The sequence below is a fragment of the Limnohabitans sp. MMS-10A-192 genome, from assembly GCF_003063335.1.
Taxonomy (GTDB): Bacteria; Pseudomonadota; Gammaproteobacteria; order Burkholderiales; family Burkholderiaceae_C; genus Limnohabitans_A.
The window spans coordinates 98,298-112,743 of the sequence record NZ_NERX01000007.1 but is presented as its reverse complement, the minus strand read 5'-3'; the positions used below and the strand labels follow the sequence as shown (position 1 = coordinate 112,743).

At 58.0% G+C, this 14,446-nt stretch carries 17 protein-coding genes and 2 tRNA genes; all 19 read right to left on the bottom strand.

From position 1 onward, the window contains the following. Positions 1-37 precede the first annotated feature (37 nt). Entirely contained in the window at positions 38-496 is a 459-nt protein-coding gene (locus B9Z43_RS14215) for a hypothetical protein (protein ID WP_108326603.1), read from the bottom strand. Between the two features lie 328 nt (positions 497-824). Next, a tRNA-Pro gene (locus B9Z43_RS14210) sits at positions 825-901 on the bottom strand. 33 nt (positions 902-934) lie between these two features. After that, positions 935-1,378 (bottom strand): MerR family transcriptional regulator, encoded by a 444-nt coding sequence (locus B9Z43_RS14205; RefSeq protein WP_108326602.1) that lies wholly within the window; start codon positions 1,376-1,378, stop codon positions 935-937. A 482-nt stretch (positions 1,379-1,860) separates the two neighbouring features. Further along, complete coding sequence (locus B9Z43_RS14200) at positions 1,861-2,142, bottom strand: HU family DNA-binding protein (protein ID WP_108326601.1); 282 nt, start codon at positions 2,140-2,142, stop codon at positions 1,861-1,863. 167 nt (positions 2,143-2,309) lie between these two features. Beyond that, positions 2,310-2,384, bottom strand: a tRNA-Val gene (locus B9Z43_RS14195). Positions 2,385-2,460: 76 nt separating this feature from the next. Further along, positions 2,461-3,177 carry a DNA polymerase III subunit epsilon gene (dnaQ, locus tag B9Z43_RS14190; RefSeq protein WP_108326600.1) on the bottom strand — a complete coding sequence of 239 codons (717 nt, stop codon included), beginning with the start codon at positions 3,175-3,177 and terminating at the stop codon, positions 2,461-2,463. 8 nt (positions 3,178-3,185) lie between these two features. Then, positions 3,186-3,524 (bottom strand): ISC system 2Fe-2S type ferredoxin, encoded by a 339-nt coding sequence (gene fdx / locus B9Z43_RS14185; RefSeq protein WP_108326599.1) that lies wholly within the window; start codon positions 3,522-3,524, stop codon positions 3,186-3,188. A gap of 14 nt (positions 3,525-3,538) precedes the next feature. Continuing rightward, positions 3,539-5,404, bottom strand: coding sequence for a Fe-S protein assembly chaperone HscA (gene hscA / locus B9Z43_RS14180; protein WP_108326598.1), 1,866 nt, complete (start codon positions 5,402-5,404; stop codon positions 3,539-3,541). Positions 5,405-5,462: 58 nt separating this feature from the next. Then, entirely contained in the window at positions 5,463-5,981 is a 519-nt protein-coding gene (gene hscB / locus B9Z43_RS14175; RefSeq protein ID WP_108326597.1) for a Fe-S protein assembly co-chaperone HscB, read from the bottom strand. Positions 5,982-6,063: 82 nt separating this feature from the next. Next, positions 6,064-6,387 (bottom strand): iron-sulfur cluster assembly protein IscA, encoded by a 324-nt coding sequence (gene iscA, locus B9Z43_RS14170; protein WP_019425275.1) that lies wholly within the window; start codon positions 6,385-6,387, stop codon positions 6,064-6,066. A gap of 1 nt (position 6,388) precedes the next feature. Then, a complete protein-coding gene (iscU, locus tag B9Z43_RS14165; RefSeq protein ID WP_053175507.1) occupies positions 6,389-6,775 on the bottom strand; it encodes a Fe-S cluster assembly scaffold IscU in 387 nt (128 codons plus the stop codon). A 32-nt stretch (positions 6,776-6,807) separates the two neighbouring features. Beyond that, positions 6,808-8,025 (bottom strand): IscS subfamily cysteine desulfurase, encoded by a 1,218-nt coding sequence (locus B9Z43_RS14160; RefSeq protein ID WP_108326596.1) that lies wholly within the window; start codon positions 8,023-8,025, stop codon positions 6,808-6,810. Positions 8,026-8,049: 24 nt separating this feature from the next. After that, entirely contained in the window at positions 8,050-8,586 is a 537-nt protein-coding gene (gene iscR, locus B9Z43_RS14155) for a Fe-S cluster assembly transcriptional regulator IscR (protein ID WP_108326595.1), read from the bottom strand. Between the two features lie 135 nt (positions 8,587-8,721). Next, entirely contained in the window at positions 8,722-9,897 is a 1,176-nt protein-coding gene (locus tag B9Z43_RS14150) for an MFS transporter (RefSeq protein ID WP_108326594.1), read from the bottom strand. Position 9,898: 1 nt separating this feature from the next. Beyond that, a complete protein-coding gene (locus B9Z43_RS14145) occupies positions 9,899-10,855 on the bottom strand; it encodes a Gfo/Idh/MocA family oxidoreductase (protein ID WP_108326593.1) in 957 nt (318 codons plus the stop codon). Between the two features lie 159 nt (positions 10,856-11,014). Continuing rightward, complete coding sequence (locus B9Z43_RS14140) at positions 11,015-11,893, bottom strand: class III extradiol dioxygenase subunit beta (protein WP_108326592.1); 879 nt, start codon at positions 11,891-11,893, stop codon at positions 11,015-11,017. Between the two features lie 37 nt (positions 11,894-11,930). After that, on the bottom strand, positions 11,931-12,368 hold the full coding sequence (ligA, locus tag B9Z43_RS14135; protein WP_108326591.1) for a protocatechuate 4,5-dioxygenase subunit alpha: 438 nt from the start codon (positions 12,366-12,368) through the stop codon (positions 11,931-11,933). 144 nt (positions 12,369-12,512) lie between these two features. After that, positions 12,513-13,430, bottom strand: a complete 918-nt coding sequence (locus B9Z43_RS14130; RefSeq protein WP_108326590.1) for an amidohydrolase family protein — start codon at positions 13,428-13,430, stop codon at positions 12,513-12,515. A gap of 28 nt (positions 13,431-13,458) precedes the next feature. Further along, entirely contained in the window at positions 13,459-14,424 is a 966-nt protein-coding gene (locus B9Z43_RS14125) for a tripartite tricarboxylate transporter substrate binding protein (RefSeq protein WP_108326589.1), read from the bottom strand. Positions 14,425-14,446 lie beyond the last annotated feature (22 nt).

Below are 14,446 nucleotides of genomic sequence, written 5' to 3'. Positions count from 1 at the left end.
TTAAAATAACCAAAAATCACACTTCCGAATGACATCATCATCCTTGACAATACCGCATCGATACTTTCTGACCCAGCAACAAATCACCCTGCAAACTGCGGTATTTGTGCACAAATTCCTTACCGCTTCGCAGATAACTCACATTGTCACTGTCGCCACAGGTCCACTCAATCACTTTTTGCCGAAGGTCCTTGCGAGCCTCAATAGTCAATTTTGAATAATTTACATTGAAAAAATACTCATAAATAATTGTGTTATCGACCCGTTTGAGCCCCTGCAGAGTGGTCATTTGATCAATCTTGGAAGGCATGCTCATGTTGATTTTTGTAAGCATTTTATCGATGGTTTTGTCGGTGCTTGTCGTCACGACCTTGGTCACGCTACGTCGAACATCGCTATCTACAAAGCCCCCCCAAAGTGCATCAATGCTGCCAGCGAAAGCAGGGATGCCGAGTCCACCGAAAAACGTAAAAACCAAAAGTGTCTTCAAAAGCATGGTCAGCAAGAAAAGTTGAAAAAGTTTGCTGTTATCGCAATTGATTCAGCAATAGACTATAAATTTTTGTTAATTTTATTACTAAATAACAGTTTCATTTGATGCTCCCTGAGCACTTGTGACAAGTTGTAACGAAGCTGTGAAAGTGCGGGAAGACGTAGCTATGTCAGGCGGCGCACCTGATCTGGGGGAACAGAAACGATATTTCCCCCCCACTTTGGCTTGACTGCAAATGAAGCTTGCTGGTTTTTTCGCAACAGAAAGTAGAATTTTTCAAACGAAAAAAAGCCTCCAGCTGTTTCCAGTTGGAGGCCTTTATACGATCAAATGGTCGGCGTGGCGGGATTCGAACTCGCGACCCCTTGCACCCCATGCAAGTGCGCTACCAGGCTGCGCTACACGCCGACTAGAAATGAATTATACCCTGAGAAATAGCCCTCACACACTCAGCAAAGCGCGAATATCCAAAAGCTCTCGTTGAAGGGAAGCGTAATCTGCCGCAGGGACATCCAGGTCAAACGAAGGCCTGTATGCAGACAGATCTGAAGCCTCTTCGTCCACCACATCTGTAGTGAACTCAGCATCTGGATCTGCAGGCAAACCACGTCTTCCCAGGCGATCCGCCTGCACCAGCTCTTGCAACTTGTTGCGTGCCCCACTGATGGTGAACCCTTGGTCGTACAACAGATCCCGAATGCGTCGGATCATCAGCACTTCGTGGTGCTGGTAGTAGCGCCGATTGCCTCGACGCTTGACCGGGCGCAACTGGGTAAATTCCTGCTCCCAATAGCGCAGCACATGGGGCTTAACGCCACACAACTCTCCCACTTCACCAATGGTGAAATAGCGTTTGGCAGGGATAGAGGGAAGCGGACTGTCCATGAACGACAATAAGTTACGTGGAAAACCTTGTAGCTTACTGCAACTTATGGACTCAAGTCCAGTCCATCTTGCAGGCGTTCAGCTTGACCACTTGTGACTCGATGGCGGTAGCAAGCAGAAAAGTTCTCATAGATGCCTCAAAACAGTTTCAATCCGAGCGCAATTCGTCTTTTGCGACTGCGCTAAAGAGCAGTATACGAACAGACAAAGTGACCTGCCCCTGACATGCCCGCTTCAGCTTGCTTGAGGAATCCGATGATCTACTCGTCGGTAAATTTTGTGGTCTTCATACCCGCCATTCTCCAAAATTAGCGGACTTTGTTCAATGGATTTGGTATGACTCAGAGGGGCAGATCACATGCGGATGACGGTTGGCATGTCCAATCGCTCGAATGCTGCCGCCAGCAATGAGCGCTTTAGGCAATAAAAAAGCGGTCCGAGTCTTGGACTCGCACCGCTTTCTTATTCAAGGAAAAAAGTGATTACTTCTTCTTGTTCACGGCTGCCTTGAATGCGGCGCCGGCAGTGAATTTAGGAACGGTTGCGGCTGCGATCTTCAGCTTCTCACCAGTGCGGGGGTTCTTACCGGCACGAGCAGCGCGCTTGGCGGCTTTGAAAGTGCCAAAACCGATCAATTGAACGTCTTGCTTTTTGGCAACGGTTTTGGTGATGATTTCAACCAATGCCGACACAGCACGGCCAGCAGCAGCTTTGGACAATTCGGTTTCTTTAGCCAGGGCTTCAATCAGTTCTGCTTTGTTCACGAGTTATCTCCTTAAAGGATGAGGTGGAAAACGTAATCATAAATCATGCCGAGCACAATTCTTCAAAATTGGAGAATTGCCATGGCAACTTATGAAAGCATCAGAGATATCAAACTGACTGAACAATAGAAAAAGCCCCGTAAATCATGATTTACGGGGCTTGAATCTGGTGGGCGATACATGGATCGAACATGTGACCCCTGCAGTGTGAATGCAGTGCTCTACCGCTGAGCTAATCGCCCTATCGCCTTGCAGCGTAGACCTAAATTATGGCATAAAAAATCAGCCTCTTTGAGTCGGCCAGAACAATTTTTGAACTCAATGGGCATTTGCCACAAGACGCCAGATGGTTTTACCTCCACTGGACTTGTCCATTTGAGCCAGTACGTCGTCATGTGCCGCCAGCTCTTGATCATTGGCGCTCAACACTGGCAAAACAAAACCGGTCAAATCCACTTGTACTGAAACTCCGGAGGCATCGGTGCTTGAATCTTGGCCCGCATCAATGAGCAAGGCCTCCTGGCCACGCGTCATGTTGATGTACACATCGGCCAGCAATTCGGCATCGAGCAAAGCGCCGTGCAAAGTGCGGCCGGAGTTGTCGACTTCCAGTCGGTCGCACAGCGCATCCAAGCTGTTGCGCTTGCCGGGGAACATTTCCTTGGCCATGGCCAGGGTGTCGATGACGCCGCTGACATAAGCCTTGAGCGGTTTCTTGCCCACGCGCTCGAGTTCTTTGTTCAAAAAGCCAATGTCAAACGCGGCGTTGTGAATGATGAGTTCCGCATCGCTGAGGTAGTCCAGAATTTCTTCCGTCAAGGCCGCAAACTTGGGCTTATCGCGCAAGAATTCGTTGCTGATGCCATGCACCTTGAGCGCGTCTTCGTGGCTGTCGCGCTCGGGGTTGAAATAGAAATGCAGGTTCTTGCCCGTGAGCTTGCGCGCATACAGCTCCACGCAACCGAGCTCGATGATGCGGTCGCCGCCTTCGGCTGACAGGCCGGTGGTTTCGGTGTCCAGAACGATTTGGCGCATGTCTGACCTCAGTGCAGCTCTTTGGCGTGGTTGATGGTGTAGCGAGGGATCTCGATCACCAGATCCTGCTTGGCCACAAAGGCCTGGCAACTCAAGCGCGAGTCTGGCTCCAAACCCCAAGCACGGTCGAGCAAGTCTTCTTCTGTTTCTTCCATCTCGTTGAGACTTCTGAACCCCTCTCGCACGATGACGTGGCAGGTGGTGCAGGCCGCGCTCATGTCGCAGGCATGTTCGATGTTGATTTTGTTGTCGAGCAGTGCTTCGCAGATGCTGGTGCCCGCAGGCGCCGTGATTTCTGCACCGTTGGGGCAGTACTCGGGGTGGGGCAGGATTTTGATGACGGGCATGGCGGTATGGTGGGTTACATCGACTGGATATTTTGGCCAGCCAGGGCTTTCTGGATGCTGTGGTTCATGCGTTCTGCGGCAAAGGCTTCAGTGCCTTTGGCCAGGGCCTGGGTGCAGTCTTCCAAGGCCTTGGCATCTTGTTCGGTTGGGACGGCCGCCTGCAAGGTGGCCATCAGGGCGTCGATGCTGGCACGCTCGGCATCGCTCAGCAATTGGCCATCGGCAGCCAAGGCGCTGCGGGTGGCCAACAGCATGCGGTCGGCGTCCACACGTGCCTCCACCAGCGCACGGGCTTTCATGTCGGCCTGGGCGGTGGTGAAGCTTTCTTGCAGCATGGTAGCGATCTGGTCGTCGCTCAAGCCATACGAAGGCTTGACGTCGATGCGCGCTTCCACGCCGCTGATTTGTTCTTTGGCCCCTACGCTGAGCAAGCCATCGGCATCCACCGTGAAGGTCACGCGGATGCGGGCTGCGCCTGCGGCCATGGGCGGGATGCCACGCAGCTCAAAGCGGGCCAGGCTGCGGCAGTCTTGCACCAAGTCACGCTCACCCTGCACCACATGCAGTGCCAGCGCGGTCTGACCATCTTGGTAGGTGGTGAAGTCTTGCGCCATGGCGGTGGGGATGGTCTGGTTGCGCGGGATAATGCGCTCGACCAAACCGCCCATGGTTTCGATGCCCAGCGACAGCGGGATCACATCGAGCAGCAGCAACTCGCCAGCGGCGTTGTTGCCCGCCAGTTGGTTGGCCTGGATGGCTGCGCCCAGGGCCACGACTTCGTCGGGGTTGAGGTTGTTGAGCGGCGCCTGGCCAAAAAAATCGGCCACGGCCTGCTGGATTTGCGGCATGCGGGTGGAGCCACCGACCATAACCACGCCTTGCACATCGTCCTTGGCCAGCTGCGCATCGCGCAGTGCTTTGCGCACGGCGGTCATGCAACGGGCCGTCAGGGCTTGGGTGGCTTGCTCAAAATCTGCACGGCTGATGGATGCCGACAAGCTGCCGGTGGACAAGACGGCATTCAGGGTGACCGCAGCGGCGGTGGTGAGCGCTTCTTTGGCGGCACGGGCAGCCGCTTTGAGCACGGTTTTGTCTTCGGCCGTGGTGGCTTGCAAGTCGGGCTGCTGGGCCATGGCAAAGTCGGCCAAGGCTTGATCGTAATCGTCGCCACCCAGGGCAGAGTCGCCACCGGTGGACAAGACCTCGAACACGCCTTGCGTCAGGCGCAAGATCGAAATATCAAAGGTGCCGCCACCCAAATCGAACACGGCATAAACGCCTTCGCTGGCGTTGTCGAGACCGTAGGCAATGGCCGCGGCGGTGGGTTCGTTGATCAGGCGCAGCACATTCAGGCCCGCCAGTTGCGCGGCGTCTTTGGTGGCTTGGCGCTGCGCGTCATCAAAGTAAGCGGGCACGGTGATGACCGCACCATACAAGTCGTCGTTGAAGGTGTCTTCAGCGCGGTAACGCAACGTGGCCAAGATTTCGGCACTGACTTCGACGGGCGACTTGGGGCCTTGCACCGTTTGAATGGACAGCATGCCCTGATCGCTGGCCGTGAACTCGTAAGGGAGTTTGCTGCGGTCGGTGATGTCTTGCAGGCCACGCCCCATGAAACGCTTGACCGAGGCAATCGTGTTGACCGGGTCGCTGGCGGCGGATTGCACCGCGTCAAAACCGATCTGGCGGCCTTGGCCGGGCATGAAGCGCACGACCGAAGGCAGGATCACCCGGCCGTCGTCGTCGGGCAGACATTCGGCCACGCCGTTGCGCACCGAAGCCACCAGCGAGTGCGTGGTGCCCAAATCGATGCCCACCGCAATGCGGCGCTGGTGCGGGTCGGGCGACTGGCCCGGTTCAGAAATCTGCAGTAACGCCATGGTCAATCAGGGGTGGTGTTCAAGTCGCCCACCTGCATGAGGCGCTGCGACCCGAGGGTCAGGTCAATCGGTCGAGTTTAGCGTTCACTTCTTGCGTGAAGCGCTCAATGAACATGAGCGCCCTCACCTGCCCCACGGCTTGCGCAGGGTCTTTATCCACATCGAGCAACTGGGCCAGCACTTGCTGCACACGACGCTGCTCGGCAGCCACCTCATCGGCCAGGGCTTCGAGGCCCTCGGCGCTGCTCGTGTCTTCCAGGTTTTCGCGCCATTCCATTTGCTGCATCAAGAATGCGGCGGGCATGGCTGTGTTGTTCTCGGCCTGCACCGGCGCACCTTGCAGCTCGCACAAATAGGCAGCGCGTTTGAGCGGGTCTTTCAAGCGCTGATACGCCTCATTGATGCGCACCGACCATTGCATGGCGATGCGCTGCGCTGCAGCGCCTTCTGCGGCAAAGCGGTCGGGGTGGGCTTCACGCTGCAAGGCCTTCCAGCGGGCGTCGAGCTGTGCGCGATCCTGTGCGTACTGCACCGGCACATCAAACAGCTCGAAGTCGTTGGCCTGGAGGCTGATCATAAAGTCACAGTCATGGCGAGCGAAGCGTGACCATCCATGCATGGATCGCCGCGTCGCTGCGCTCCTCGCGATGACGACAAGCTCATACGCGGAACGACTCCCCGCAACCGCAACGGTCACGCTCGTTGGGGTTGTTGAAGCGGAAACCTTCGTTCAGGCCTTCGCGCACAAAGTCGAGCTCTGTGCCGTCGATGTAAGCCAGGCTTTTCGGGTCCACCAGCACTTTGACGCCGTGGCCTTCAAAGACCACGTCTTCCGGGGCGATCTCGTCCACGTATTCCAGCTTGTAGGCCAGGCCCGAGCAGCCCGTGGTCTTGACGCCTAGGCGCACACCGACACCCGAGCCGCGTTTGGCCAGGTACCGGGTCACATGCCGAGCTGCGGCAGCAGACAGTGAGATGGCCATGTCAGTTCAGGTGTTTCTTTTTGTAGTCGTCCACGGCCGCCTTGATGGCGTCTTCGGCCAAGATGGAGCAGTGGATTTTGACCGGTGGCAGCGCCAGCTCTTCGGCAATCTGGCTGTTCTTCAAGGCCGCTGCTTCGTCCAGCGTCTTGCCCTTGACCCACTCAGTCACGAGTGAGCTGGAGGCGATGGCCGAGCCGCAGCCGTAGGTTTTGAAGCGTGCGTCTTCGATCACACCGGTTGTCGGGTTGACCTTGATCTGCAGCTTCATCACATCGCCGCAAGCCGGTGCACCGACCATGCCGGTGCCCACGTCTTCGTCGCCCTTGTCGAACGAGCCAACGTTGCGGGGGTTTTCGTAGTGGTCAACCACTTTTTCAGAATATGCCATGGTGTTTTCTCCGTGTTCAGGTCAGTGTCAACTCAGTGGGCAGCCCATTGAATGGTGCTCAAGTCGATGCCGTCTTTGTACATTTCCCACAAGGGGCTCAAATCGCGCAGCTTGGCCACGTTTTCGCGGATGGTTTTGATCGCGTAGTCGATCTCTTCCTCGGTGGTCCAGCGGCCAATCGTCATGCGCAAGCTGCTGTGGGCCAACTCGTCGCTGCGGCCCAAGGCCCGCAACACATAGCTGGGCTCCAGGCTGGCCGAAGTGCAAGCAGAACCCGACGACACCGCCAGGCCCTTGATGCCCATGATGAGGGACTCGCCCTCCACATAGTTGAAACTGATGTTGATGTTTTGCGGCACGCGCTGGGTGGCGTGACCGTTCAAAAACACCTGCTCCATGTCGCTCAGGCCCGCAATCAGGCGATCGTGCAGGGCACGCGCCTTGGCGTTGTCTTGCGCCATCTCCAGCTTGGCAATGCGGAACGCCTCGCCCATGCCCACGCACTGGTGGGTGGGCAAAGTGCCCGAACGCATGCCGCGCTCGTGACCGCCGCCGTGCATTTGCGCTTCGAGGCGAATGCGGGGCTTGCGGCGCACGTACAAAGCGCCAATGCCTTTGGGGCCGTAGGTTTTGTGCGAAGCCAAGCTCATCAGGTCAATGGGCAGCTGGGTCATGTCGATATCGACCTTGCCGGTGGCCTGGGCCGCATCGACGTGGAAGATGATGCCTTTTTCGCGGCACAGATTGCCAATCGCGGTCACGTCCTGGATCACGCCGATTTCGTTGTTCACGAACATCACGCTGATCAAAATGGTGTCAGGGCGAATCGCGGCCTTGAGCGCGTCCATGCTCAGCAAGCCATCGGCCTGCACATCAAGGTAAGTCACTTCAAAGCCTTGGCGCTCGAGCTCACGCATGGTGTCGAGCACGGCTTTGTGCTCGGTCTTGACGGTGATCAGGTGCTTGCCGCGCGACTTGTAGAACTGTGCTGCGCCCTTGATGGCCAGGTTGTTCGATTCGGTGGCACCGCTGGTCCAAACGATTTCGCGGGGGTCGGCACCGATCAGCTCGGCCACGTATTCACGGGCTTTTTCGACGGCGGCTTCGGCTTCCCAGCCCCAGGCGTGGCTGCGGGATGCAGGGTTGCCAAAGTGCTCGCGCAGCCAGGGCACGATGGCGTCCACCACGCGGGGATCGCAGGGATTGGTCGCGCCGTAATCGAGGTAAATGGGGAAATGTGGCGTGGTCATGTTGAAGACTTCTTTGGAATGTGATCAGGATTTGGCAAACACGGTGCCCAATTCAAAAACCGAATTGGGTCCGGTGACGCGGATGGGCTTGACCACCGGCATGGGCAAAATGGCGCGCTTGATGTTGGGCTTGTTCTCCACCACCAAGCCATTGGCCAACTGGTCTTCGACCAGTTTTTGCAGCGAAACAGAGTCGAGGAATTCGACCATTTTGGAGTTCAGCGAGGCCCACAGGTCGTGCGTCATGCAACGGGCATCGCCGCCGTGGCAATTTTCCTTGCCACCGCAATGCGTGGCATCGATGGGCTCGTCCACCGACAAGATGATGTCAGCCACGGTGATGTCACTGGCTTTGCGGCCCAAGGTGTAACCGCCGCCCGGGCCGCGGGTCGATTCCACCAGGTTGTGGCGGCGCAGCTTGCCGAACAACTGCTCCAGATAAGACAAAGAAATCTGTTGGCGCTGGCTAATCGCAGCCAGCGTCACAGGCCCGGCATCCTGGCGCAGAGCCAGATCGATCATGGCGGTGACGGCAAAACGGCCCTTGGTGGTCAAACGCATGGCAGGCTCCTGGAGTGTGTAAGACAGTCAAAATACAGCGGAAAACACTGATCCCGACTAAACGAGTCAAGTATACCGCAATCCCGATTAAATCGCTCGGGTTATAGGGGCATTCGAGCCACCACCGCCCTCACCTCAGTGCTTACCCACCAAGCGGTACACAAAGGCCCCCAAAAACGCCACGCCCACAGCACACAGGCTGAAGGCATAAGGCAGCCAACCTCTGTCCACGCCAAAAGACATGGCCAGCACGCCCGCAGACTGGCCAAAGAACAGCACACAAGCAAACAGCGTGACCGCCGTGCCGCGCGCATGTGGCGCCATTTGGGTGGCTTGCGTCTGCAAGGTGTTGTGCATCATGTAAAAACCGAAGCCGGTCATGAAACAACCCAGCATGCCCAGAGCCTGCTGGTGCGACCAGGCCAAGGTCATCAAGCCCAAGACGATCAAACTGGCGCCGGTGCGCACCAAGCCGCGCTCACCGCCCAGCCAACCCAGCCAACGGCGGGCCAGTTGGCTGTAGATCAAACCGCCCACACCGTATAGCATCATCACGGTGCCGGCAAACACCACGCTCATGTCGAACTGTTGGTGCAAATGTGTGGGGATGAACGCCATCGCGCCAAAAATCAAAGCACCTTCCACGATCGTGGCGCTCAGGACTTGCAGCACCCGGCGGTTGCGAAGCAACTCGAACGTGTTGGCAAATGCCCCCATGAAGCCCGTTGTGCTGGGTGCGGGGGCAGGCATGTTGCGAACTTCGCGCCATAAAAAAACAGACGCGGTGGCAAAGCACGCAGACACCACCACAAAAGCGGTGCGCCAGCCCAGGTTCTCGGCGGCAAAACCACCGAACCACAAGCCCACCATCATGCCGCTGACGGTGGCCCCCATCAGCCTGGCCAAGGTTTCCTGGCGACGCTCGTAAGCCACCTGGTCACCGATCCAGGCCAAGGTGAGCGGAATGATGCCTGCAGCCGCGGCCCCCATGAAGGCACGCATGACCACCAAGGACGTCAGACTTGGCGCCATGCTGGTGATGACGCTGAAGATGGCGCACGCCAATGCCGCCAATGAAATGACACGCAGCTTGCCGAACCGGTCACCCAAAGGGCCGTAAAACAACTGCATCACGCCGTAGGCCACGGCAAAGGCCGAAACCACACTTGAAGCCTCGCCGGTGGTGACCTGAAAATCCTGCCCCAGCACCACCAGCATCGGGTCGCACATGCGCATGGACACCATGCTGGCAAAGCCCGCCAGCGCCATGACCAACAAGCTGTTGCGCTCAGCCATGGTCGCGATGCTCATATCAGCCGTTCAGCTGCTGTTCCAGATCGTGCAAGACCTGGTAGCAAGGCAGAACCTGGGCGATCGAGCTGTTGGGCTCGCGGCCTTCTTGGATGGCGGCAAAGAATTCGCGGTCTTGCAGTTCGATGCCGTTCATCGACACGGCCACTTTGGACACGTCAATCTGCTCTTCCTTGCCGGTGAACAAGTCGTCGTAGCGGGCCAGGTAAGTGCCGGTGTCGCCGATGTAGCGGAAGTACGTGCCCAGTGGGCCATCGTTGTTGAACGACAAGCTCAGCGTGCAGATCGCGCCGTTGGCCGCTTGCAACTGGATGCTCATGTCCATGGCAATGCCCAAGGCGGGGTGGATCGGGCCTTGCACCGCGTTGGCTTTGACGATGGGGCTGCCGCATTGGTAAGCGAACAGGTCCACCGTGTGGGCCGCGTGGTGCCACAGCAGGTGGTCGGTCCAACTGCGGGCTTGGCCCAGCGCGTTCATGTTGGTGCGGCGGAAAAAGTAGGTCTGCACATCCATCTGCTGGATGTTGAACTCACCGGCCTTGATCTTGTGGTTGACCCACTGGTGGCTCGGGTTGAAGCGGCGGGTGTGGCCCACCATAGCCACCAAGCCCGTTTCCTTTTGGACGCGCAGGACTTCTTGGCCTTCTTTGTACACATCGCACAGCGGGATCTCGACCTGCACGTGCTTGCCCGCCTTCAGGCAAGCCAAGGTTTGGCTGGCGTGCATCTGGGTGGGGGTGCACAGGATGACGGCATCGACTTCTTTCAAAGCCAGCGATTCATTCAGGTCGGTGGTCACATGGCCAATGCCGTATTTGTCCGCCACCTCTTTGGTTTTGGCAAACTCGCGGCCGATCAAGGACACGACTTCCACACCGTCGATGTTTTTAATGCCGTCCAGGTGTTTGATGCCGAAGGCACCTGCGCCCGCCAGGGCGACTTTGATGGTTTTGCTCATGTTTTGTCCTCTTGTCTTTTCAGTTGTTCAGTTGTTCAGTTGTTCAGTTGTTCAGTTGTCATTCTTGCCATTTGGCGCCAGCCCTGCCGCAAAGTGTCATCCCGGGCTTGACCCGGGATCCATGGATTCCCGCGTTCGCGAGAATGACAGCACAGGGCTTCAGGTGTTCTCAAGAATCACGTGGCCTACCGCGGTATTGGATGCAGGCACATGGTAGAAGCGGTGACGCAGCTTGGGCGCGGGGCCACTTGCTTTGCCGCCCTCGATGTCGCTCATCGCGCCACGGGCGATCAGCCACATGACCAGCTCAATGCCTTCGCTGCCCGCTTCGCGCACGTAGTTGATGTGCGGTGTGGCGGCACAGGCCAACGGGTCATCGATCAGCTTATCCAACCACGCGTTGTCCCACTCGCGGTTGATCAGGCCAGCACGCGCGCCCTGCAGCTGGTGGCTCATGCCGCCTGTGCCCCAGATGTGCACATTGAGGTCTCCGTCGAAACTCTCGACCGCCTTGCGGATGGCTTGGCCCAGGTTGAAGCAGCGCTGGCCGCTGGGCACGGGGTACTGCACCACGTTCACGGCGAAGGGGATCACCGGGCAAGGCCAGGCGTCTTTGACCGGGTCTTTTTCGCCGCACATCAGCGACAAGGGCACCGTCAGGCCATGGTCCACGTCCATCTTGTTGACGATGGTCAGGTCAAAGTCTTGCTGGATGACCGACTGCGCGATGTGGCTGGCCAGCTCGGGGTGGCCTTTGACCACAGGCACTGGGCGCGGGCCCCAGCCTTCGTCGGCGGGCTTGTATTCAGCGGCGGTGCCGATGGCAAAGGTCGGGATCATGTCCAGGCTGAAAGCCGTGGCGTGGTCGTTGAAGACCAAAATGATGACGTCGGGCTTGTTGTCCTTCATCCATTGCTTGGAGAAGTCGTAACCCGCGAACAGCGGCTTCCAGTAGTCTTCTTGCGTTTTGCCCAAGTCCATGGCCGCGCCGATGGCGGGCACATGCGAGGTGAAAACAGATGCGGTGATTTTGGCCATGTGTTGTTCTCTTAAATCAATTGGGATCTGACCCCCATTAAGGTTTCTTGCCGGCTGCGCCTTGCGGTTGGTTCTGCGCTTGGGCATCGCCGTTTTCGCCGATGTAGCGGTTGCCTTCGACGCTGCGGCCGCCCTTGATCATCATGTTGCGGTATTCCTCTTCGGTCATGCCGGTCATGGAGCCCGCCATTTGCTGGAAGCTCTTGCCATCGGTCGCGCCGATTTTGGCGAGGAAGTAAATGTTGCCGCCGGTGCGCATGCACCAGTTCAGGTCACGCGCCATCACGGCCTGCTTTTGTTCTTCGGTCATGGCCCACTCGTCCAGATAGGCGCGTTCGTTGGCTTTGAAGCGCTCGCGGTTTTCTGCCTTCATGAGCGACATGCAAAACTGGTTGATCCAGTAGCCTTTGCGCGATTGCTCGGCGTCAAAAATGATGGTGCCGGGTACGTCGGTGTAGGGTTTGTCTAAAGCCATATTTTTCCTCAAAAGCTCACGGGTTCAAGAAGACTGGATCGCCACGTCGCTGCGCTCCTCGCGATGACAATGTCTGTGTCTGTGTCTGTGTCTGTGTCTGTGTCTGTGTCTTTGCGAGCGAAGCGCGGCAATCCAGCAACGACTTCACTTGACTTCTTCAGGCCAATACAAGCGCATCGGGTTGTCCACCAGCAGCTTCTTTTGCAGCTCGGCGGTCGGTGCGATGTGCGGGATGAAGTCCACCAGCAGGCCGTCGTCGGGCATGTGGTCCTTCAGGTTGGGGTGAGGCCAGTCGGTGCCCCACAACACGCGGTCGGGGAACTCTTCCACGATGCGTTTGGCAAACGGGATCACGTCTTGGTACGCGTTCTGTTCACCGTTCAAGGCCTTGGGGCCAGTCACCGACAAACGCTCAGGGCAAGACACTTTGCTCCACACATTGGTGTGCTCGCGCATGAATTTCTGGAACAGCGCAAACTGCGGACCGTCCACCGGCAGCGACACATCGGGGCGGCCCATGTGGTCCACCACCACGGTGGTGGGCAGCGCGGTGAAGAAATCCCACAGCTCGGGCAAATCGACCGCTTCGAAATAAATCACGACATGCCAGCCCCACTTGGCGATGCGGCTGGCGATTTCCATCAGCTCGTCTTTGGGCGTGAAGTCCACCAGGCGCTTGACGAAGTTGAAGCGCACACCACGCACACCGGCGTCGTGCATGGCCTGGATCTCCTGGTCGGTCACGCTGCGCTTGACGGTGGCCACGCCACGGGCCTTGCCGTTCGAGTTGAGCAAGGCATCGACCATGGCGCGGTTGTCGGCGCCGTGGCAGGTGGCTTGCACCACCACATTGCGCGCAAAGCCCAAGTGGTCACGCAGCGCGTACAGCTGGTGCTTGGACGCGTCGCAAGGCGTGTACTTGCGCTCCGGTGCATAAGGAAACTCGGCACCGGGGCCAAACACGTGGCAGTGCGCGTCCACCGCGCCAGCGGGCACCTGAAACTTCGGCTTGCTCGGGCCGGTGTACCAGTCCAGCCAGCCAGGGGTTTTTTCAAATTGCATGGTTGTTTCTCTCTTTGAATCTCTGGAATCAATCGGGTTTGATGTTGGCTTCGCGCACCAGTTTGTCGTAGCGCACGCGCTCAGATCGGATCAGCTGGGTGAACATCTCGGCACTGCCGGACACCACCTCGCCGCCCACGGCGTTCATGCGTTCGCGCACGTCCTTGGTCTGCAGGGCTTTTTGCACTTCGGCATGCAGCTTGGCCACGATGGGCTTGGGTGTGGCCGCTGGGGCCACCAGGCCGTACCAGACCGAAGCTTCAAAGCCGGGAAAGCCCGATTCGGCCATGGTGGGCACATCCGGGTAATTGGCGCTGCGGTTGGTGCTGAGCACGCCCAGCACCTTGAGCTTGCCGCTCTTCACATGGGGCAAGACCTCCAGCGCATTGACGGCCACCTGCGGCACTTGTCCGCCAATGGTGTCGGTGATGGCAGGCGAGCCGCCCCGGTAAGGGATGTGCTGCAAATCGATGCCCGCGGCCCGCGCCAAAAGCTCGATGGCCATGTGCGGCGTGGAGCCATTGCCTGGTGAGCCGTAAGCGATGCTGTTGGGCTTGCCCTTGGCGGCTTCGATCAGTTGCTTGACGTTGGCAAACGGCGCATTCGCGTTGGCCGCGATCACCACCGGCACGCGTCCGATCAGCGAGACGGCCACCAGGTCTTTCTCGGCGTCAAAGGGTTGCGGCTGGTACAGCGACATGTTGGCCGCCAGCGCATTGGCCGCCATCATCAGGGTGTAACCATCGGGCTCGGCGGTGATGACCGTCTTGACGGCGATGTTGGTGCCCGCGCCTGGCTTGTTCTCGACCACAAAGGCCTGACCCAAGCTGGTCTGCAGGCTCTGGCCAATGGTCCGCGCGACCACGTCCACCGCGCCACCTGCGGCATAACCCACCACGATCTTGACGGGCTTGCTGGGGTAGTTTTGAGCCAGCGCCGAGACGCACAAGCCCAGCGTGCCAAGCCAGATGGCCAAGTGTTTGCGAATCGTCATGTCTTGTTTCCTGTTGGGAGGG